Origin of the sequence: Sporosarcina gallistercoris (assembly GCF_014836415.1) — a bacterium.
Taxonomy (GTDB): Bacteria; Bacillota; Bacilli; order Bacillales_A; family Planococcaceae; genus Sporosarcina; species Sporosarcina gallistercoris.
Genome location: NZ_JACSQY010000003.1, coordinates 1 through 19948 on the forward strand (window position 1 = coordinate 1; position 19948 = coordinate 19948).

Consider the following 19948-nt stretch of genomic DNA (forward strand, 5'->3'; position numbering starts at 1 on the left):
GCCATTAGCTCAGTTGGTAGAGCATCTGACTTTTAATCAGAGGGTCGCAGGTTCGAATCCTGCATGGCTCACCATTTCTGTAATTAGATTACAGATTATTTAGAGATTATGCGGGTGTGGCGGAATTGGCAGACGCGCTAGACTTAGGATCTAGTGCCTTCGGGCGTGGGGGTTCAAGTCCCTTCACCCGCATCTCTTATGCGGAAGTAGTTCAGTGGTAGAATACGACCTTGCCAAGGTCGGGGTCGCGGGTTCGAATCCCGTCTTCCGCTCCACTGCAATTTACTTAGCATACTTTATCAGTATCATATTTGCGCCCGTAGCTCAATTGGATAGAGCGTCTGACTACGGATCAGAAGGTTGTGGATTCGACTTCTGCCGGGCGCGCCAATTTTTATTTTTTTGGAACGGGAAGTAGCTCAGCTTGGTAGAGCACTTGGTTTGGGACCAAGGGGTCGCAGGTTCGAATCCTGTCTTCCCGACCATCTTTTAAAGAGGGGCCTTAGCTCAGCTGGGAGAGCGCCTGCCTTGCACGCAGGAGGTCAGCGGTTCGATCCCGCTAGGCTCCACCAATTTCAATAATCCATTTCATGGCGGCGTAGCTCAGCTGGCTAGAGCGTACGGTTCATACCCGTGAGGTCGGGGGTTCGATCCCCTCTGCCGCCATCCAAAGGACCTTTAGCTCAGTTGGTTAGAGCAGACGGCTCATAACCGTCCGGTCGCAGGTTCGAGTCCTGCAAGGTCCACCAGTATTGCTTACTATCGCACGGAGGTATACCCAAGTTCGGCTGAAGGGATCGGTCTTGAAAACCGACAGGGGTGTCAAAACCCGCGGGGGTTCGAATCCCTCTACCTCCTCCATTTTTATCAAGAAATTCTAAATGAGTTTTACAATTAACATTATCGCGGGGTGGAGCAGTGGTAGCTCGTCGGGCTCATAACCCGAAGGTCACAGGTTCAAATCCTGTCCCCGCAACCAAATGGTCCCGTGGTGTAGCGGTTAACATGCCTGCCTGTCACGCAGGAGATCGCCGGTTCGATCCCGGTCGGGACCGCCATTTCTTTTCATACATAGTCTATTGACACTATGTGGCTCAGTAGCTCAGTCGGTAGAGCAAAGGACTGAAAATCCTTGTGTCGGCGGTTCGATTCCGTCCTGAGCCACCATTCATGCGGGTGTAGTTTAGTGGTAAAACCTCAGCCTTCCAAGCTGATGATGAGGGTTCGATTCCCTTCACCCGCTCCATATTGGGCCTATAGCTCAGCTGGTTAGAGCGCACGCCTGATAAGCGTGAGGTCGGTGGTTCGAGTCCACTTAGGCCCATCATTATTCCGCAGTAGCTCAGTGGTAGAGCAATCGGCTGTTAACCGATCGGTCGTAGGTTCGAGTCCTACCTGCGGAGCCATATTACGGGGAAGTACTCAAGTGGCTCAAGAGGCGCCCCTGCTAAGGGTGTAGGTCGCGAAAGCGGCGCGAGGGTTCGAATCCCTCCTTCTCCGCCATATTTGTTTGGCCCCTTGGTCAAGCGGTTAAGACACCGCCCTTTCACGGCGGTAACACGGGTTCGAATCCCGTAGGGGTCATACTTAAAAGTTCCTGGATGCGATTTCGCATCCAGGAACTTTTTTTGTTTCTTATTTATCGATATAGCTGTCTTTACGGCGATATGGAATGTCGCCTAATTCGGATTCAAGGCCTTCTTCATCCAGTTCTTCTTCGTAAGCCAATGTTGTAGCTCCACGAATTATTCCTGAAGGTTCACCTTCTAAATTACTTGTCGCAATCACATCTATATCTTCCGTACTTTCGTCTTCAATCGAAGTGTCGTATAACGTTTCGTAGTCATCATGGTCTCCTGTGAAGTCGGATGGAGTTTCGGATGTTCCTGATTTTGCGATTTCTTCAAAGCTGTCTATGGGATCTTTAAATGCCCCTTCACGTCGATCCGCAAATGTATTTGGATTGGCCATCTTCAACAAGTCATCCTCCACTGGGCGGTCATCCGGCACTTCTTGTACAGCGTCATCGACACAAAACGTCGTATAGGGAATTGCTTCTAACCGTTCGAAAGGGATTTCTTTGCCGCATTCTTCGCATACTCCATATGAATCATTCTTCATCTTCTCTAATGCTTTCTGGACCTTCTCCAGCTCTTCATTTGCATGTGCATTCAGGGCTCTGTCTTTTTCACGGTCATACAATTCTGTTCCCATATCTGCAGGATGGTTGTCGTAAGTGGAAAGTTCGCCTATTTCTTCTTGTGGACTATCCTCTACGTCGGTCCTCTCTTTGGTCAGGGTTAGTTCATCCTGGAGACGAAGCAGCTCTTTTTTTAAAGTTGTCGTTTGTTCTTTTGTTAACATTACGTTCACGTCCTTTATGGATTTACGTTCTAGTATGATTCAGAACAGCAAAATTACTAGTACTTCAGCTGTTAATTCAATGATTTCCTTTTTCGCGGAGTTGTTAAACCTTTTGTTTTATCTTTGTGACATCTATAATTTCAGCCAAACGAAAGAGGCTGATACAGCAATCAGTTTTCACTGACTGTGTACAGCCTCTTTTAACAGGTCATTAGTTAGTTGTAAGATGCCCAATAAGTAACCCGATCGCGAGTAACAGACAAAAGAATGTGTTCGTTTGGGCAGTGTACTTCATTGCTGGCATTACCTGCAGAGGGAGCTCGAAATTCTTAAAGATTTGAATGGCGCTAATCGGTTTCTTAACACATAGGATTACAAGTAGGCTCCATGGCGTCAACCCGCCAAAAAGGACTAACGCAATAATCCAAGCGAATGCAAGGACAAAAAATCCGGTTTGAATGCGGATCGCATTGGCTCGTCCTAACAGAATGGCTAATGTTTTTCTTCCGCCTAGCTTATCGCCTTCCAAATCGCGGATATTGTTTGCCATCATGATTGCAGCAACGAGCAATACACTAGGAATCGACAGCAACACAGATCGTTCTGTAACCGTACCCGTCTGGATGTAGAATGCAATGAGGACCAATAGCATCCCCATAACAACACCAGAAAACAATTCGCCGAGTGGAGTGTAAGCAATCGGATAAGGTCCTCCTGTGTAGAAGTAGCCGATTGCCATGGAAATCAGTCCGACAACTGCCAGCCACCAGGAAGTCTGCATGCAGATGTAGACACCCAGTAGAACGGATACACCATATAAGAGAAGCGCCAGATTTAGAATCGTCTTCGGATTGACTTTATTACGTACGATTGTTCCGCCAATGCCGACCGAATCTTCTGTATCGAGCCCGCGCTTAAAATCGTAATACTCGTTAAACATATTTGTCGCCATCTGGATGAATACACTTGCGAGTAACATGGCAGCAAATAATAAGAAGTCCAGTTTCCCAAACGGCAATGCGAGCATCGTGCCCAGGAATACAGGAGCAAAAGCTGCAGTTAACGTGTGCGGACGTGTAAGCTGCCACCACATTCTCCAGCCCGTTTCAATTTTAATTGTATCTTGCATTTCGTTCTCTCCTTCTTTTAAACATGCAAGTCTTATTGTACTCTATTCCGCACAATTACGGAATCCTTCAGGTTCTTAAAAATGCGCCGTTGCCTGATTTCCGCTATAATGGAAGTAGAATTGGCACCAAGAGTTTGCCACATGAGGAGAGAATACTATGAATCGGAAGCTTACGGACTTGCCTAGCCGTGAAACAACGGCAGCTATGCCGCATGTCCGCTTCTTTACTGAAACTATTGAGGCGGGCGGAATATCACCGCTGTCTTTTTTTGAGGCAGGGGCGCTCATCAATGATTCTCATCGTTTTTATTGGGAAAATGCATCTAAAACAATGACACTTGTCGGGATTGGTCATGCGTTGACGTTAACCGATGAAGCTGGGACTGATCGTTTCGATGCGATTGAAACCAAATGGAAACACTATTGTGATGCACTTATTAAAGAAGATAAAGATATGGATCCTGTGTTGTTCGGTGGATTTTCGTTTGATGAAAAACGCTCATCCCGTCCTTCAGAGTGGGAGAAATTCCCGAATGCGCTCTTTGCTGTGCCTACCTTCCAGTTGAAGATAGAAAATGGAAAAACCCTTGTTGCTATCAATTTCGTCTCGGAAGAATCAGAAACGGTCCTTCAATTTGAAGCCCTTCGGAAGCAACGGGACCAACTTATCCATATGGCCCAAGTACAAGAATCTGTTTCAACGGAAAAGCCAGCTCTCGTATCGACGAAAGAGCTTAGAAAAGATCATTATCTAAAAGCGGTGAAACAGATTACAGAGAAAATCCAAAAGGGCGAAGCTGAAAAGGTAGTCATTGCCCGGAAATTAGCTCTGAAATTTGAGCATCCGATACGTCCGGTAGCTGCACTGCAATCCGTTTCGAACGAGCAGCGGGATAGTTATAATTTCGGAATGGAGAATGGTACGCAGTTCTTTTTTGGTGCAACTCCCGAACGGTTGATCGAAATAAAAGATGGACAAGCTTTTTCTGCCTGCGTTGCAGGTTCTATCAAGCGGGGAAGCAGTGCCGACGAGGACCAGCAGTTTGGCAATGAATTACTTGAAGACAAAAAGAACCGGGAAGAGCATCAATACGTTGTCGATATGATTACGGGTGTGTTCGACTCACTTTGTGCTTCCTTTACAGCTGCAACACGGCCTAAATTGATGAAAGTACGGGATATCCAACATTTGCACACCCCAGTTCAAGGCAGATTAGGTGATGAAAGTGGTATTTTCCAATTTGTGAAAGCCCTTCATCCGACACCTGCCCTAGGTGGTGTTCCTACACCCGTCGCAATGGAACTGATCCGTCAGGAAGAAGATCTCGATCGTGGGTATTACGCTGCTCCGATAGGATGGACAGATGCATCGGGGAACGGTGAATTCGCAGTTGCGATCCGTTCAGCATTGTTAGAACAGAAAAATGCATGGTTATATGCAGGCGGAGGGATTGTTGCAGACTCAGTCCCCACTCAGGAATACGATGAGACTTGGGTGAAATTCAGACCGATGTTACGGGCTCTTGGAGGTTCTTTAAATGGATAATCGTAAAACGTTGACGAATCACGTCAGAAGAATGGCGGAAAGTCTCGTTAAAATGGGTGTCGTCCATGCTGTCATCAGTCCAGGCTCGCGTTCGACGCCGCTTGCTTATGCCCTAGCCTCCACGGAACGGATAGAGACCCATTTACATGTAGATGAACGGTCTGCCGGTTTTTTCGCACTTGGATTAGCGAAGGCGACGCAGCTACCTGTCGTCCTGTTATGTACATCGGGCACAGCTGCATCTAACTATCATCCAGCCGTGACTGAAGCGTTTTACGCGCGTGTTCCGCTAATCGTCATCACAGCGGATCGTCCGCACGAATTACGGGATGTCGGTGCTCCGCAAGCAATCCGGCAAATAGGTATGTTTGGTCCTCACGTCAAATACGAGGTGGACTTGCCAATACCGGAAGATTCAGTTGCAGTGGATGACTATTTGGAACGGCAAATTGCTCGTTCTATAGGCATGGCGGTTACTGAACCAAAGGGACCGGTCCATCTCAATGCCCCATTCCGGGAACCGTTGCTAATCGATTTCGAACAAGAATTCCCTTCAGTTACGTTCATGGACAGGATTGCCGGTCACACATTTTTAACCACTGAGCAAAAGGACCAGGTAAGTGAATTGATCAGCTCTGCCACACGTGGCTTATTAGTGATGGGTGAGTGCCTTCCTGGGTTTGATAAAGGACAGGTTTGGGCATTTGCGGAAAGGATGAATTGGCCGGTGGTTTGTGATCCGTTATCCAATTTGCGATCGGAAGTTCCGGAAACTAGCCGTCATTTATGTATTGACTCCTACGATGCATTGCTGAAAAACGAATCTTTTGCAGCTCAAGCAGGACCTGATACGGTCATTCGCATTGGTCCTCAGCCGGTTTCTAAACCTTTGACATTATTTTTGAAGAAGGTACGGCCACAAACCTTTCTCGTTGTAGATGAATCCCCGATTTTCCGGGATCCGCTCGGAATTGCTACGCATCATTTACAAGTGAATGCGATGGAAGTTCTGTCTGTGGAAACGCGTACTCAGCAAGAGGCATCTTATACAGATAAGTGGAGTCAAGCGAATGAGATTGCCGCAGTGATGACAGAAAACTATCGGAGCGACGGAGTTCACGAAGGGGATTATGTAAGGACGTTACTGGCTTCATTACCTGATGGAAGTGATGTAATAAGCGGCAGCAGCATGCCAATCCGCGATTTGGACACGTATTTCCGACAGACGGCTCGCGACATTGCAATTTTCTCAAATCGTGGAGCTAACGGAATCGATGGGGTAGTGTCTACTGCTCTCGGTATTCAAACAGCACGAAAGCGGCCGACGTGGCTCCTAATCGGAGATTTGTCGTTTATGCACGATGTGAATGGATTACTGATTTCACGTATGCAGACAATGGATTTGACCATCATAGTGAGTAACAATGATGGGGGCGGCATTTTCTCTTATTTGCCCCAAGCGTCGATTCCGAATCATTTTGAACAGCTATTTGGCACACCAACCGGTTTGTCATTTGCTCCTCTTGCGGAGATGTATGGCATTCAATATGATTCCGTTTCATCGATAGAACAGCTTGAAAGTCAATTAGCAGAAGAGAAAAAAGGCCCTCTGAGAATCATCGAGATGATTTCAGTGCGTGAAGAGAATGTTCAGGCGCATCGGGAATTGTGGAATGCGATTGGAGAGGAGCTCGACCGTAATGGATTCTGATTGGATCACAGTCAATGGCCACGTTATGCATGTGCAGCGTAGCGGTGATGCATCGCTTCCGGTTGTGGTATTCCTCCATGGATTCACGGGGAGCACTGCTACGTGGCACACAATCATTTCTCTTCTTGAAGGGGAAATCCATGCTGTCGCAATCGACTTGTGGGGACATGGACGATCTGATCGCCCTGTAAACAGTTCCGATTATTCAATGGAGAGACAGACAGCAGATCTCGAGCAATTATTCAGCCAATTGGAGCTTACTCAGTTTACACTGGTCGGCTATTCCATGGGAGGGCGAACCGCATTAGGGTACGCTGTGTCTTATCCTAATCGGATACAACGACTAGTCCTGGAAAGTGCTTCTCCGGGCTTGAAAACCGATTCAGAGCGTGCAAATCGTAAGGAACGGGATGCCCAATTAGCGAATCGGCTTCTGTGCGAACCTTTCGAGGATTTCGTGGATTTCTGGGAAAACCTATCCTTATTCGACTCTCAGAAATCACTCTCAGCAGGACAAAAAGAAGCAGTGCGCAAGGAACGGTTGAACCAAGACCCACAGGGCCTCGCCAATAGCTTGATCGGTATCGGGACAGGGAGTCAGCCTTCCTATTGGAGACTTCTCACTGAGCAGATGTATCCCGTTATTCTGATTACAGGATCACTCGATTCAAAGTTCGAAACCATCGCTTTGGAGATGAAGAACTTACTGCCAGCGGTCCGCCATTTCTCTGTAAAGGATGCTGGACATGCAATCCACGTGGAAAAACCTCAAGAGTTTGCTACAATAATAGATGAGATTGTGAAACAAAATTGATTTTTAGGAGGAATACCATGACACGACAATGGGAAACACTTCATACATATGAAGATATCAAGTATGAAAAGTATAATGGCATCGCGAAAGTGACGATCAACCGTCCTGAAGTACGCAATGCATTCCGTCCGAAAACGGTAATGGAAATGATTGATGCTTTTTCTCGTGCACGTGACGACGAAAGTATCGGAGTCATCGTTTTAACAGGAGAAGGCGAAAAAGCATTCTGTTCTGGCGGAGACCAGAAAGTTCGCGGTCATGGCGGATATGTTGGTGAAGACGAGATTCCGCGTTTGAACGTACTCGATCTACAGCGTCTCATCCGTGTTATTCCAAAACCGGTTGTTGCTATGGTTGCGGGCTATGCAATTGGCGGAGGACATGTCCTTCATGTCGTATGTGACTTAACGATTGCTGCAGACAATGCGATCTTTGGTCAAACGGGTCCTAAAGTTGGGTCGTTCGATGCTGGATACGGATCAGGTTATCTCGCTCGTATTATCGGACATAAGAAAGCACGTGAAATTTGGTATTTGTGCCGCCAATACAACGCTCAAGATGCGTTGGATATGGGACTAGTCAACACAGTTGTTCCTTATGAGCAGCTTGAAGACGAAACCGTCCAATGGTGTGAAGAGATGCTATCCATGAGTCCGACTGCCCTTCGTTTCTTGAAAGCAGCGATGAATGCGGATACAGACGGTCTAGCAGGTCTTCAGCAATTGGCTGGTGACGCTACATTGTTGTATTACACATCTGACGAAGCAAAAGAAGGCCGCGATGCGTTCAAAGAAAAGCGCAAGCCGGACTTTGGGCAATTCCCACGATTCCCTTAATGTTTACGAAACGAAAAAACTGCCTATTGGGCAGTTTTTTCTTTACGGAAAGAAGGTACAAAAATGATACCCAATTGGTTATTAAAACGCGCAGCATTGACTCCAAATGCGCCTGCATTGAGCTTCCAAGGTCGCACATGGAGCTATCTTCATCTGAAAGAAGAAGCAATGGAAAGGGCAGGGAAGCTCCGTTCGCTTGGGCTTGACCCCGGCAGCCGTATTGCGTTACTCGGAGGAACGTCTGCCGAGATGGTGTTGCTAATCCATGGCTGTCTTCTTGCGGGGATAGAAATGGTGATGCTGAACTCAAGATTGACGTCTGAAGAAATCGAGTATCAGTTAAAAGATTCACAATCGGAATGGCTCGTATATGAAGAGGCTTTCCGGGAAAAAGCTTCTCAGCATGTATGTCAGTGTATTGTCTATGAGGAATTGTTACAACTGGAGCGGGTCCCCGTCCAACTGGAGCAAATGTGGGAAGAAGATCGTACGCTAACCATCATGTATACATCAGGAACAACAGGATTTCCAAAAGGCGTCCGGCAAACGGCAGAAAACCATACATCGAGTGCACTTTCTGCTGTGTTGAACAGCGGTTTGCACGATGGAGATGCATGGCTTCATATGATGCCTCTATTTCATATAAGCGGCTTCTCCATTTTAGCGAGAGCCGTTCTATATGGCTCCGAAATTAGGCTGTTTGAGAAGTTTGATGCCGCAGTAGCGGCTGAGGAAATAACTGCCGGGCGCGTATCCGGAATGTCTGTTGTGGCAGTGACACTCGAACGGCTGCTGACAGTCATTGAAAAAGACAAGTTACCTGTACACCCTAAGTTCCGTACATTGCTAGCAGGCGGCGGTCCGGTCCCCGTAAGCTATTTAAAGAGAGCTGAACAATGCGGACTACCGGTACTGCAAACATATGGCATGACGGAAACAAGCTCACAGACTGCGACGTTATCGGCTGAAGACGCATTACGGAAGCCAGGATCGGCAGGGAAGCCCCTTTTCTTCACAGACATTCAAATTGATGGGGTGAAAGAACCGTTTGAAAAGGGAGAAATTCTTATTAGAGGGCCACACGTGACAAAAGGATATATAGGAAAGCATACAAGTACGCAAACATTGCAAAATGGATGGCTCCATTCCGGAGATATCGGTTATTTCGATGATGAAGGATTTTTGTTTGTTTCAGATCGACGTTCCGACTTGATCATCTCAGGTGGGGAGAATATTTATCCAGCAGAGATAGAAGCGGTGCTTGTGGAACATCCTCAAGTAGTGGAAGCAGGCGTTTGTGCAATGGAGAGCGATGAATGGGGAGCCGTTCCTGCGGCTTTTGTCGTTACGCGGTCTGCTGTTGAAGAGGAAAGTTTGAGGGAGTTCTGTCAAACACGGCTAGCGTCCTATAAGGTACCAAAAGCTTTTCACGTTGTGGATGAATTACCTCGCAACGCATCGAACAAACTGTTGCGGAAGACCCTTCGTGAGAGTCTGACTTTAAGAAAATGAAACTAAAAAACTGGAGGAGTAAGGGGGAAGTGTCCCCTTACTCCTCCATCAGTTTAATTAAGCGCTTCAGACAAAACGTCTATATTGCGTTTCATCAACGAAAAATAATCTTCCTTGTTTGCAACATCCTCTTTTGTCAGAACAGATAAGTTATGAAGAATGGCGGAATCCGCACCAATCTCATTTTGAACGACTTTGGTCAGTTTCGAGCTCACGTTTTGTTCAAAAAGAATCGTCTTCACGTTCTTTTGTTTCGCTTCCTCCACGATATGTGCCAGTTCTTTTTGAGATGGCTCATTCTGTGTGTTGAGTCCGGCAATGGAAATTTGCTCTAATCCATATTGATCAGCCAGATAACCGAAAGCTGCATGAGAAACGAAGAATGTTTTAGAAGAAGCCTGATCGGCCATCGTCGTAAATTCTGCATCCAACGCTTCTAAGTCGCTTTTCAACGCTTTGAAATTCTCCTCATACAATTGTTTGTTCTCAGGAGCCTTCTCAATAAGCCCATCTCGAACGGCCGTAGCTAACTCCATACTAAGAACGGGAGAAATCCAAACATGGGGGTCCGTGGTGCTTTCATCATGCTCTTCGCTTTCATGGTCATGCTCCTCTTCGTCAGAATCATGATGATGCCCTTCCATCAGCTTTGAAGGATCAATCGTATCGCCTGTCGGAAGTAGCAAGACGTGTTGGTTCTTCAATGTTTTTTCTGCGTTTTCTACAAATCCTTCAAGTCCTAGCCCCACATAGAAAAACAAATCTGCATCTGCCAGTTTCATCATCTCTTTTTGGGTAGGATCGAATGTATGCTCATCCGTTCCTGCAGGGTAGATCGATTTTACAGAAACCGTGTCACCGCCAATTCGTTCTGTGAAATATTGCAGCGGATAAACCGTCGTATATACGTCCAGTTTTCCGGTGTCTGAATTACTTTCATTAGTCTCTTCTTTTTTCCCGCAAGCTCCTAGCATAAGCGTGAGAAAAAGGAGTCCTATAAGTATTCGTTTTCTTGTCATCTGTCTAAATCCTCCAATACGTAATCATTACGATTTAAAAAGTACTTCCCTATCATACTCGAAGGAGAAGTACTTGACAACTGAAAGATTTATTAGACTTTTTCCTTCTTCGCTGGGACAGGGTCAAATCCACCTTCGTGAAAAGGATGGCATTTTGAAATACGGACAATCGTCAGCCATAATCCCTTAAAGACACCATGCGTTTCCACTGCTTCGACGCCATAATGCGAACAAGTAGGATAGAATCTGCAAGAAGGGGGAGTCAGCGGCGAAATCATTTTTTGATAAAAGCGAATGAGCAGCAAAACAATCTTTTTCATATGAACCCGCTCCTAACGTATTGTACGTTTAGTTTAAACCGTTACGTGGTAAAATAACAGAGAGACGTATTAGACAAAATTTATCGAAAAGAGGTTTTTTCATTATGTCAGCAGAATTAATCAAAGAATTGAACACACAAGTATCTACTTGGTCAGTCATGTATACAAAGTTACACAACTACCACTGGTATGTAAAAGGGAAGCAGTTCTTCACATTACACGCTAAATTCGAAGAACTATATGACGAAGCTACGCAGCATATGGATGATATTGCAGAACGGATTCTGACTCTTGGAGGAAAACCGACTGCCACACTAACAGAACACCTGAATGAGTCTGTCGTAAAAGAAGCGGACGGCAGTGAAAAAGCTGAACAAATGGTGGCAACTATCATTAAGGATTTTGATGCGATCATGAAATCACTGAAAACAGGGATGAAATTGGCTGGCGATGCTGGCGACTTCATGACTGAAGATCTTCTGAATGCAATCTACCAAGGGATCGAAAAGCACCAGTGGATGCTCAATGCATTTCTTGGCGAGGACAACAATTAAGAACTAATCCTTCATGACCTACTATGCGTGCCGATAAATAAGGGGAGAGGAGCTGATTATTTGGACATTTCTTCCATCATGGCTGGCCAATTGCGGAGTCTCCAATCGACTGTGCAAATGACGATTCTGGACAAGGCAATGACTGCAAATGCATCGGCAGCGACTGAGATGCTTCAATCTCTGCCCGAAGCCGCTCATCCTTTTAAAGGTTCAGCAGTAGATATCAAAGCGTAACCGACAATGCATCCTTCAGTTTAAGGAGGATGCATTGTTTTTTCTATTTCATTGAACAAGTGAAAGCTGATGTGTAAAATAGGTCTGTGACTGAACTGTGACTATTCGATACAGAAAAAGGAGAAATTAGAATGACAAATACACCTTATTTACGGAATTTGATTATTGAAACCCCTTCAAAACCTGGCAATTTTGCAAAGGTTGCGTATGCGATTGGTCAGTTGGAAGGTGATATAGGTGATATCCAAACGATTAAAGTCGGCACATTATCTACAATCCGTGACGTTTCTGTGCAATGTAACGACGTCGAACAACTGGATAAGATTGTTGAGGCCATAAATGCGATTGGTGATGGGATACAAGTACAGGCAATCTCCGATGATGTATTGCGTGCGCATGAAGGCGGAAAGATACATATGAAAGGCAAGGTTGAAATCCGGTCACTTGGCGATTTGCGTCGTGTCTATACTCCAGGCGTTGCGAACGTGTGCAAAGTGATTGAAAAAGATCCTCAGCAAGCACAGTTTTTCACAGGGATTTCAAATACGGTGGCAATCGTAACCGATGGAACGGCTATTTTAGGATTGGGCAATATCGGTCCTGTTGCTGGGATGCCAGTGATGGAAGGAAAAGCGGTATTGTTCGATCAATTTGCAGGAATCAGTGGAATTCCGATTTTACTCGATACAAGTGATCCGGATCAAGTTGTAGAAACCGTAAAGCACATCCATCAAGGATTTGGCGGAATTCTTTTAGAGGACATCGGTTCACCTCATTGTTTCGAAATTGAAGATCGATTGAAAGCTGAGCTCGATATTCCGGTCATGCACGACGATCAGCATGGTACTGCAGTCGTTGCACTCGCTTCCACTCTTTCTGCATGCCGTCAAGCCGGTGTGAAACTGGAAGACTCAGTCGTCGGCCAAATCGGATTGGGAGCTGCAGGTCTTGCGATCAGTCGTATGATGATGGCATATGGAGTCAAAAAGATGCAAGGCATCGATATGAATGACAAAGCAGTAGAGCGGCTAGTTCAATACGGTGGCGAGTCTGTCGGGTCGTTGGAAGAAATCATGGCAACCAGTGATATCGTCATCGCAACAACAGGAGTACAAGGGTTGATCAAACCTGAAATGGTTCGTCCGGGGCAAGTTATATTGGCACTTTCGAATCCACATGCGGAAATTCAACCTGAAGTGGCACTTAAAGCAGGTGCTGCATTTGCGGCGGATGGACGTCTTGTCAATAATGTACTCGGTTTCCCTGGTATTTTCCGCGGGGCTTTAAATGCGAAAGCAACGAAGATTACATATGAAATGCTTATTGCAGCAGCACTTGCGATTGTGGATTCGACAAAACACGGAGATCTCGTCCCACATCCATTAGATCCGAATGTCCACCAAAACGTGGCGGATGCTGTTGAAAAAGTTGCGAATGCAAGCTTGCTGTAAATCGCAGCACATACTCCTCTGCGTATGACCCATACTACATGGAAAAAAGGATGGGATTACGTTGGCAGACGGAAAATATACGATGTATGTATCAGTTGCTCACCAGCAAATCAATATCAACAAGTACGATTCTCCATATGAATACGAAGTGAACATACCAAAGGAATATATTGAGATTTTTCATCACTTATTTGACCAGACCAACGAATTGGAATTTTTTAATTTTCTGAGAGCCCATTTACCGTATGTGCCTTATCATTATGATCGGGATAATCACAAAGTAGATCTTCGTTTATACAAGATGTATGCGCTCATCCACGAATTCACAGATGATGAATCCAGGGCAGTCATTGAACGAATGCCATTTTTCCAGCAGCAAGTGGTAACACATAAAGGTGCAGGAAATATGTAAGTGGGTGGATCAGGTAGATAGGGTGTGGAAGGAATGTTATCATTTGACGACTTGAAAGGTAGCCGTGTGGAGCTCGTTTTTGGCGAGCAGGAATTAGAAGCGCGTCACGTCCTTGTTGTACTCAAATACGAAGGTAAGTGGTTGTTGACTCCTCACAAAATTCGAGGGGTGGAATTCCCAGGGGGGAAGGCGGAACCTGGAGAAACGATTGAACAGGCAGCGATCCGGGAAGTGATGGAGGAAACAGGGGTGACGGTTGCGAACTTAGTGAAGTTTGCTGAATATGTTGTGTACACGGAACCTCCATTTTGCAAAGCTGTATTTACCGCAGATGTTGCCGGAATCGATGAACGCGCAGAACGTTTTGAAACGGACGGCGCACTTTGGTTTACAGATGAACAATTAGATCATTGTGAGACACTCAGTTTTCATATGAAAGATGAAGGTATGAAGGAATTGAGAAATTGGGTGGAACAGCATGCACACTGATGCTCAAATAATCTCAAGAAGATCCTATCCGTCACCGAATCCTTTAATTGAGCTCACTGAAATCACGTATTCCAGTGGCGGGTTAAAAGTGAAAGGGATGCTCGCTGAACCGAAAGAAGCCGGAAATTATGAAGGTCTAGTCTACTTGAGAGGGGGCATCCAACACATCGGGATGGTGCGTCCCGCGCGAATTGCACAATTTGCAACCCAAGGATTTGTCGTATTTGCTCCTTATTATCGTGGGAATCGAGGAGGAGAAGGGCGGGATGAGTTTGCGGGTGCGGATCTTCAAGATGCAGTCAATGCGGTAGATGTATTAAAGCAAAGTCCAAAGTGGAAAGAAGGAAGGGTTCATTTGTTTTCGTTCTCAAGAGGCGGAATTATGGCGCTATGGACAGCGATTTTACGCGATGACATTACTTCCTCGGTCCACTGGGCAGGTGTATCGGATGTTGTCTTTACGTATAAGGAGCGTGAAGACATGAGACGTATGATGAAGCGGGTAATTGGCGGTTCCCCGAATAATGCACCTGATGCATACAGGGAACGAACGGCGCTGTTTCGGGTGGAGGAGATGGATGCACCTGTACTCATCATTCATGGAATGAAAGATGAGAATGTGTCTTTTGAACAAGCCATTCTACTCGAGGACGCGCTCCGCGAACATCAGAAAACATATGAAACGTGGTATTTCCAAGACTACACTCATCACTTTCCATCTTGGCATAATGCACAAATTGTCAGAGACCTAACAAAGTGGATGAGAGCACAACCGTAAAAAAAGAACCTTCCGATTTGGAAGGTTCTTTCTTATCTCAATTAAATAATCGGGCCGCCCTTTTGAAGGATCTCTTCAGAAACGTGGCTGAACTTTTTGAAGTTGTCTTTGAATAGTTGAGAAAGTTCTTTCGCCTTTGCATCATACTCGGATGCATCGCTCCAGGCGTTACGTGGATTTAATACTTCACTTGGCACGCCTTCGATGTGTTTCGGAATCTGAAGTCCGAATGTCGCTGACGTTTCAGTTTCCACGTTATCCAATTCTCCGGATAGCGCAGCGCGAACCATCGTGCGGGTATGTTTCAGATCCATACGCTTACCAACGCCATAGACGCCGCCGGTCCAGCCAGTGTTCACGAGGAATACGCGTGAACCATGCTCGTCGATTTTCTTACCGAGCATATCTGCGTAGACCGTTGCAGGAAGAGGCAGGAATGGAGAACCGAAACATGTAGAGAATGTTGCTTCTGGTGATGTGATTCCACGCTCTGTTCCCGCAAGTTTCGATGTGAATCCGCTAAGGAAGTGATACATTGCTTGCTCTTTCGTCAATTTCGAGATTGGAGGAAGCACACCGAATGCATCAGCAGTCAAGAAGATGATTGTTTCCGGGTGTCCAGCAACTGAAGGGAGAACGATGTTGTCGATGTTCTCGATCGGATACGCTGCACGTGTGTTTTCTGTTAATGTTGTATCATCATAATCCGGTATGCGTGACTCAGTATCGAGTACCACGTTTTCCAGCACAGTCCCGAATTGAATGGCACCGAAGATTTCAGGTTCTTTTTCCGGTGATAAGTTGATGCATTTCGCGTAACATCCACCTTCAATGTTAAAGATGCCGTGATCTGACCAGCCATGCTCATCGTCACCGATCAGTTTACGGTTTGCATCAGCGGACAGCGTTGTTTTTCCTGTTCCTGACAAACCGAAGAATAGGGCAGCATCGCCTTTTTCACCGACGTTTGCTGAACAGTGCATAGATAGGATTCCATTTTCAGGAAGCAAGTAGTTCATCACAGAGAAAATCGATTTTTTCATTTCTCCAGCATATTCAGTACCACCGATTAGGACGATACGTTTTTCAAGGGAAATGATAACGAATGTTTCACTATCCGTTCCGTCAACAGCAGGGTCTGCTTTGAATGATGGCGCAGCAAGGATCGTGAACTGGGCTTCGTGCATCTTCAATTCTTCTTCAGTAGGGCGGATGAAGAGCTGATGAACGAATAGGTTTTGCCAAGCGAACTCGTTAATGACTTGGATGGATAGTTGTGACGCTTTGTCAGCTCCGGCAAATCCTTTGAATACGAATAGTTCCTCTTTTGCTTGAAGGTGGTTCAAAACCTTCTTATATAGATTGTCGAAGCGATCTTCTGAAATCGGACGATTAACAGAACCCCAGTCAATCTTATCTTTGGAAGTAGCTTCTTCAGTTATGTAACGGTCTTTAGGGGAACGGCCGGTATACTTCCCGGTCTGCGCTGTAACGGCTCCATCTGCTGAAAGCGTCGCCTCGCCGCGGGAAACTGCTTTTTCGACTAATACAGGTACAGATGGCTGCAATGTAATATTAGATCCGGAAAGAAGTTCTTTGAGTCCATTATCTATTTTCGCTGAAATCATATGTAGATACCGTCCTTTTCATGATTGCCCTTGTTGGGGCTGTCTTATTTTGAATTAGTATAACACATTAAGAATAATAAACTATACTAATTCAAAACTCAAGTGAGAACAACAAAAATAATTGACAAGAACTCTACTTTCTCGTAGCATAGATAGATGAACGGATACTCTTATCCCGAGTCGGCGGAGGGACAGGCCCTATGATGCCCGGCAACCTGCATGGACGTCCTTGTCCATGAAAAGGTGCCAAACCTGAAGCAGGGGGAAACCCTGGACGATAAGAGTGAAAGGTGCCTATGAACTCATGCCTTTCCTCATGTATGCAATACGTGAGTGGAGGGCTTTTTCTATTGTTTGCCTTTATCCTTGTGAACGTTGAACGTCGCTTCTCTTCAGGCGCGGGACGAAAACTGGGACAACGAGAGTACCGTATCACGAGTTCGCTGTAAGGAAACTTGCGGCTGAAGGAGGAAATCATATGACAAATCGACGACTGTTCACATCTGAGTCGGTAACAGAAGGCCATCCTGATAAGATGTGCGACCAAATTTCAGATGCGATTCTGGATGCGATTATCGAGGAAGACCCGAACGCGCGTGTAGCGTGTGAAACGACCATTACAACAGGATTAGTTCTCGTGATTGGAGAAATTACGACGACTACGTATGTCGATATTCCGAAAGTGGTTCGAGAAACCGTAAAGGAAATTGGCTACACACGAGCGAAATACGGATTCGATTACGAAACGTCTTCCGTACTCACCTCTATTGATGAACAATCACCTGACATCGCAGCCAGTGTCGATCGTGCACTTGAAGCACGTGAAGGCTTGATGGATGATGAAGAACTAGAAGCAATTGGTGCTGGCGACCAGGGACTCATGTTTGGTTATGCTTGTAACGAAACAGAGGAATTGATGCCTCTGCCAATCAGTCTTGCACACAAACTTTCACGTCAACTAACGAAAGTACGGAAAGAAGAAACACTTGACTACTTACGTCCGGACGGAAAAACTCAAGTAACAATAGAATATAACGAACAGAACGAACCGATCCGCGTAGATACGATTGTCATTTCTACGCAACATCACCCGGAAGTGACACTGGAGCAATTACAGCGTGAAGTAAAACAATACGTGATTGACGCAGTAGTACCAAAGAACTTGCTGGATGATGAAACGAAGTATTTCATCAACCCATCAGGACGCTTTGTCATCGGTGGTCCTCAAGGGGATGCGGGTCTTACAGGACGTAAAATCATTGTCGATACGTATGGCGGTTACGCACGTCATGGCGGCGGTGCGTTCTCTGGTAAAGACGCAACGAAAGTCGACCGTTCAGCATCATACGCAGCACGTTACGTAGCCAAGAACCTTGTCGCTGCAGGATTAGCGGAGCGCTGTGAAGTACAGCTGGCATATGCAATCGGTGTAGCTAAGCCTGTTTCGATTTCAGTGGATACTTTCGGGACAAGTGATATACCGGAAAGTCGTCTTGTAGAGCTGGTCAGAAACCATTTCGATCTACGCCCAGCAGGAATTATCAAGATGCTTGACCTCCGTCGTCCGATCTATAAGCAGACAGCAGCTTATGGTCACTTCGGAAGAACGGATATCGATCTGCCTTGGGAACGTACAGACAAGGCTTCTGCATTGAAAGAAGAAGTGTCTCAACTTAAAGGATAAGCATAAAAAAGCAAGGGAGCCGATTCAGCGCCCTTGCTTTTCTTATTTACAGCTTAGTTTTGATGGTTTTTATAATGCTTGCCTTTTTCTACGTAACTTTCGACGATTCTTTCCATATCCGCCCTATCTTCGTCTGTTAGTGCACGAACGACCTTTGCGGGGGAACCGAGTGCTAGCATACCAGCTGGAATCACTTTACCGGGTGGAACTAAACTGCCTGCACCTACAAAAGCACCTTCCTCGACTACTGCGCCATCGAGTATGATCGAACCCATCCCGACAAGTGCCCCTTTTTTAATCGTACAGCTATGTAACGTAACCTTATGGCCAATTGTGACGTCATCTTCTATGACTAATGGGTTGTTAGGACTCTGATGCAGACAAGATAAGTCTTGGATACTGACGCGTTTACCGATCCTGGTCGGCGCAACGTCTCCACGGATCACGGTACTGAACCAAACAGAAGAATCAGCGCCAATTGTAACGTCACCGCTGATAACAGCAAAATCGGCTACAAAAACGGTTTCATCGATGTCTGGCCAAACATCCTTATACGGAACAATCATGAAAATGCCCTCCTTGTTGTGCATTGATGTATAATAATCCTAACAAAGTTTTAGGACATGTACAAAAAGGAGTCTCAAGTATTGTAGTAAATGGAGGGAAGCGCTATGTGGAAATGGGAAGCAGACGGACAAGCAAAAGCAGTCATTGTCATTGTACATAACGCGTACGAAGACCATCAGCGATATGCATGGCTGATTCAAAAACTAAGAATTTCAGGGTTTGACTTGATTACAGGAGATCTGCCTGGTCATGGCGCGGATGATAACGGAAAGCCTCATGATGAACCATTCGAATCCTACGTGGAGTTTGCGAAAAAAATGATCGATGCGGGATTGAAAGAAAGTGTACCGGTCATTGTCGTAGCGCATGGTTTAGGTGCTACGATCATGATTCATTTACTTCAGAGACAGCGGATTGAATGTGCGGGACTGATTATCAGCTCACCGTGGCTTTCATTGATCCACCATCCGCCTAAGTTTACATCGATGCTGACACGACTAGCATCATCTATGAAGCTAGATCATGGAGTCACGTACGACATGCTCACGAAAAACCCTGAAGAGCGTCCGAAAACACGTATTTCATCCGACGTGAAATCGATTGTAACAGGCGGTTGGTACAAGGAACTCACATCTCTCATGAAAGGGACTCTCCAGACAGAGAAATCGATACAAGATGTTCCATTACTTGTACACACTGGCGGAGAGGATCAGGTGACAGATACAGCTGAGACAAAGAAATGGATGAAACGTCAAAATCTAAGTGAATTCCAGTATAAAGAGTGGCGTTATTTATATCATGACGTCTACCATGAGCCAGAACGTGAAGAGGTCTTTTTATATACAAAATCGTTCATCGATAATGTGTTGCGTTCACTCGGATATGTAATTGAAAATTGAT

Annotated in this window: 19 protein-coding genes, 16 tRNA genes and 1 riboswitch; of the genes, 29 read left to right on the forward strand and 6 right to left on the reverse strand. The window is 45.8% G+C overall.

Annotation, left to right across the window (positions count from 1 at the left end; genetic code table 11):
- Positions 1 to 110 precede the first annotated feature (110 nt).
- The 16 genes from H9659_RS05290 to H9659_RS05365 all read left to right on the forward strand — a co-directional run bounded on the left by H9659_RS05290 (position 111) and on the right by H9659_RS05365 (position 1584).
- Positions 111 to 192, forward strand: a tRNA-Leu gene (locus H9659_RS05290).
- An 8-nt stretch (positions 193 to 200) separates the two neighbouring features.
- Positions 201 to 275 (forward strand) — tRNA-Gly (locus tag H9659_RS05295).
- A 38-nt stretch (positions 276 to 313) separates the two neighbouring features.
- Positions 314 to 390: transfer RNA gene (locus H9659_RS05300), tRNA-Arg, on the forward strand.
- 18 nt (positions 391 to 408) lie between these two features.
- Positions 409 to 485: transfer RNA gene (locus tag H9659_RS05305), tRNA-Pro, on the forward strand.
- Between the two features lie 11 nt (positions 486 to 496).
- Positions 497 to 572: transfer RNA gene (locus tag H9659_RS05310), tRNA-Ala, on the forward strand.
- A gap of 20 nt (positions 573 to 592) precedes the next feature.
- Positions 593 to 666: transfer RNA gene (locus H9659_RS05315), tRNA-Met, on the forward strand.
- A gap of 6 nt (positions 667 to 672) precedes the next feature.
- A tRNA-Ile gene (locus tag H9659_RS05320) sits at positions 673 to 749 on the forward strand.
- A gap of 19 nt (positions 750 to 768) precedes the next feature.
- Positions 769 to 861: transfer RNA gene (locus H9659_RS05325), tRNA-Ser, on the forward strand.
- Positions 862 to 904: 43 nt separating this feature from the next.
- Positions 905 to 979: transfer RNA gene (locus tag H9659_RS05330), tRNA-Met, on the forward strand.
- Between the two features lie 3 nt (positions 980 to 982).
- Positions 983 to 1058 (forward strand) — tRNA-Asp (locus H9659_RS05335).
- 33 nt (positions 1059 to 1091) lie between these two features.
- A tRNA-Phe gene (locus H9659_RS05340) sits at positions 1092 to 1167 on the forward strand.
- A gap of 5 nt (positions 1168 to 1172) precedes the next feature.
- A tRNA-Gly gene (locus tag H9659_RS05345) sits at positions 1173 to 1246 on the forward strand.
- 4 nt (positions 1247 to 1250) lie between these two features.
- A tRNA-Ile gene (locus H9659_RS05350) sits at positions 1251 to 1324 on the forward strand.
- Positions 1325 to 1331: 7 nt separating this feature from the next.
- Positions 1332 to 1406 (forward strand) — tRNA-Asn (locus H9659_RS05355).
- 6 nt (positions 1407 to 1412) lie between these two features.
- A tRNA-Ser gene (locus H9659_RS05360) sits at positions 1413 to 1503 on the forward strand.
- A gap of 9 nt (positions 1504 to 1512) precedes the next feature.
- Positions 1513 to 1584 (forward strand) — tRNA-Glu (locus H9659_RS05365).
- A gap of 51 nt (positions 1585 to 1635) precedes the next feature.
- Here H9659_RS05365 and H9659_RS05370 read toward each other — a convergent pair.
- Together H9659_RS05370 and H9659_RS05375 are read right to left on the reverse strand one after the other, a co-directional pair.
- On the reverse strand, positions 1636 to 2364 hold the full coding sequence (locus H9659_RS05370; RefSeq protein WP_191688912.1) for a TraR/DksA C4-type zinc finger protein: 729 nt from the start codon (positions 2362 to 2364) through the stop codon (positions 1636 to 1638).
- Positions 2365 to 2575: 211 nt separating this feature from the next.
- Complete coding sequence (locus H9659_RS05375; protein WP_191688913.1) at positions 2576 to 3493, reverse strand: 1,4-dihydroxy-2-naphthoate polyprenyltransferase; 918 nt, start codon at positions 3491 to 3493, stop codon at positions 2576 to 2578.
- 157 nt (positions 3494 to 3650) lie between these two features.
- Between H9659_RS05375 and H9659_RS05380 the strand changes: the two genes are divergently transcribed.
- The 5 genes from H9659_RS05380 to H9659_RS05400 all read left to right on the forward strand — a co-directional run bounded on the left by H9659_RS05380 (position 3651) and on the right by H9659_RS05400 (position 9912).
- Positions 3651 to 5039: an isochorismate synthase gene (locus H9659_RS05380; protein ID WP_191688914.1), complete on the forward strand. Its 1389-nt coding sequence runs from the start codon at positions 3651 to 3653 to the stop codon at positions 5037 to 5039.
- Positions 5032 to 6750, forward strand: coding sequence for a 2-succinyl-5-enolpyruvyl-6-hydroxy-3-cyclohexene-1-carboxylic-acid synthase (gene menD / locus H9659_RS05385; RefSeq protein ID WP_191688915.1), 1719 nt, complete (start codon positions 5032 to 5034; stop codon positions 6748 to 6750). The genes H9659_RS05380 and menD overlap by 8 nt, the downstream gene beginning before the upstream one ends.
- The gene (gene menH, locus H9659_RS05390) at positions 6740 to 7564 is read left to right on the forward strand and encodes a 2-succinyl-6-hydroxy-2,4-cyclohexadiene-1-carboxylate synthase (RefSeq protein WP_191688916.1); all 825 of its coding nucleotides are present in this window, start codon (positions 6740 to 6742) and stop codon (positions 7562 to 7564) included. The genes menD and menH overlap by 11 nt, the downstream gene beginning before the upstream one ends.
- 17 nt (positions 7565 to 7581) lie before the next feature.
- On the forward strand, positions 7582 to 8400 hold the full coding sequence (menB, locus tag H9659_RS05395; protein ID WP_191688917.1) for a 1,4-dihydroxy-2-naphthoyl-CoA synthase: 819 nt from the start codon (positions 7582 to 7584) through the stop codon (positions 8398 to 8400).
- Positions 8401 to 8463: 63 nt separating this feature from the next.
- Complete coding sequence (locus H9659_RS05400) at positions 8464 to 9912, forward strand: o-succinylbenzoate--CoA ligase (RefSeq protein ID WP_191688918.1); 1449 nt, start codon at positions 8464 to 8466, stop codon at positions 9910 to 9912.
- A gap of 53 nt (positions 9913 to 9965) precedes the next feature.
- Here H9659_RS05400 and H9659_RS05405 read toward each other — a convergent pair whose 3' ends face one another.
- Together H9659_RS05405 and yidD are read right to left on the reverse strand one after the other, a co-directional pair.
- Positions 9966 to 10931, reverse strand: coding sequence for a metal ABC transporter solute-binding protein, Zn/Mn family (locus H9659_RS05405; protein WP_191688919.1), 966 nt, complete (start codon positions 10929 to 10931; stop codon positions 9966 to 9968).
- A 92-nt stretch (positions 10932 to 11023) separates the two neighbouring features.
- Positions 11024 to 11251 carry a membrane protein insertion efficiency factor YidD gene (gene yidD, locus H9659_RS05410; RefSeq protein ID WP_191688920.1) on the reverse strand — a complete coding sequence of 76 codons (228 nt, stop codon included), beginning with the start codon at positions 11249 to 11251 and terminating at the stop codon, positions 11024 to 11026.
- Positions 11252 to 11355: 104 nt separating this feature from the next.
- On the opposite strand from yidD, the gene H9659_RS05415 reads away from it, so the two are divergent.
- From H9659_RS05415 to H9659_RS05440, 6 genes are all read left to right on the forward strand, one after another.
- Complete coding sequence (locus tag H9659_RS05415) at positions 11356 to 11805, forward strand: Dps family protein (protein ID WP_191688921.1); 450 nt, start codon at positions 11356 to 11358, stop codon at positions 11803 to 11805.
- A 60-nt stretch (positions 11806 to 11865) separates the two neighbouring features.
- Positions 11866 to 12039: a putative motility protein gene (locus tag H9659_RS05420; RefSeq protein WP_191688922.1), complete on the forward strand. Its 174-nt coding sequence runs from the start codon at positions 11866 to 11868 to the stop codon at positions 12037 to 12039.
- Between the two features lie 131 nt (positions 12040 to 12170).
- On the forward strand, positions 12171 to 13490 hold the full coding sequence (locus H9659_RS05425; protein WP_191688923.1) for an NAD-dependent malic enzyme: 1320 nt from the start codon (positions 12171 to 12173) through the stop codon (positions 13488 to 13490).
- A 61-nt stretch (positions 13491 to 13551) separates the two neighbouring features.
- The gene (locus H9659_RS05430) at positions 13552 to 13902 is read left to right on the forward strand and encodes a transposase (RefSeq protein WP_225217679.1); all 351 of its coding nucleotides are present in this window, start codon (positions 13552 to 13554) and stop codon (positions 13900 to 13902) included.
- A 33-nt stretch (positions 13903 to 13935) separates the two neighbouring features.
- Complete coding sequence (locus tag H9659_RS05435) at positions 13936 to 14391, forward strand: NUDIX domain-containing protein (protein WP_191688924.1); 456 nt, start codon at positions 13936 to 13938, stop codon at positions 14389 to 14391.
- On the forward strand, positions 14381 to 15169 hold the full coding sequence (locus H9659_RS05440) for an alpha/beta hydrolase family protein (protein WP_191688925.1): 789 nt from the start codon (positions 14381 to 14383) through the stop codon (positions 15167 to 15169). Before H9659_RS05435 ends, H9659_RS05440 begins: the two co-directional genes overlap by 11 nt.
- 41 nt (positions 15170 to 15210) lie before the next feature.
- Here the strand turns inward: H9659_RS05440 and pckA are convergent, their stop codons facing one another.
- The gene (gene pckA / locus H9659_RS05445) at positions 15211 to 16797 is read right to left on the reverse strand and encodes a phosphoenolpyruvate carboxykinase (ATP) (protein ID WP_191688926.1); all 1587 of its coding nucleotides are present in this window, start codon (positions 16795 to 16797) and stop codon (positions 15211 to 15213) included.
- Positions 16798 to 16964: 167 nt separating this feature from the next.
- Positions 16965 to 17081: riboswitch (SAM riboswitch) on the forward strand.
- 194 nt (positions 17082 to 17275) lie between these two features.
- Between pckA and metK the strand changes: the two genes are divergently transcribed.
- Positions 17276 to 18481, forward strand: coding sequence for a methionine adenosyltransferase (gene metK / locus H9659_RS05450; protein ID WP_191688927.1), 1206 nt, complete (start codon positions 17276 to 17278; stop codon positions 18479 to 18481).
- 53 nt (positions 18482 to 18534) lie between these two features.
- Here the strand turns inward: metK and H9659_RS05455 are convergent, their stop codons facing one another.
- Positions 18535 to 19047 (reverse strand): gamma carbonic anhydrase, encoded by a 513-nt coding sequence (locus H9659_RS05455; protein WP_191688928.1) that lies wholly within the window; start codon positions 19045 to 19047, stop codon positions 18535 to 18537.
- 105 nt (positions 19048 to 19152) lie between these two features.
- Here H9659_RS05455 and H9659_RS05460 point away from each other — a divergent pair, with 105 nt between their 5' ends.
- Positions 19153 to 19947 carry an alpha/beta hydrolase gene (locus tag H9659_RS05460; RefSeq protein WP_191688929.1) on the forward strand — a complete coding sequence of 265 codons (795 nt, stop codon included), beginning with the start codon at positions 19153 to 19155 and terminating at the stop codon, positions 19945 to 19947.
- Position 19948: the final 1 nt, after the last annotated feature.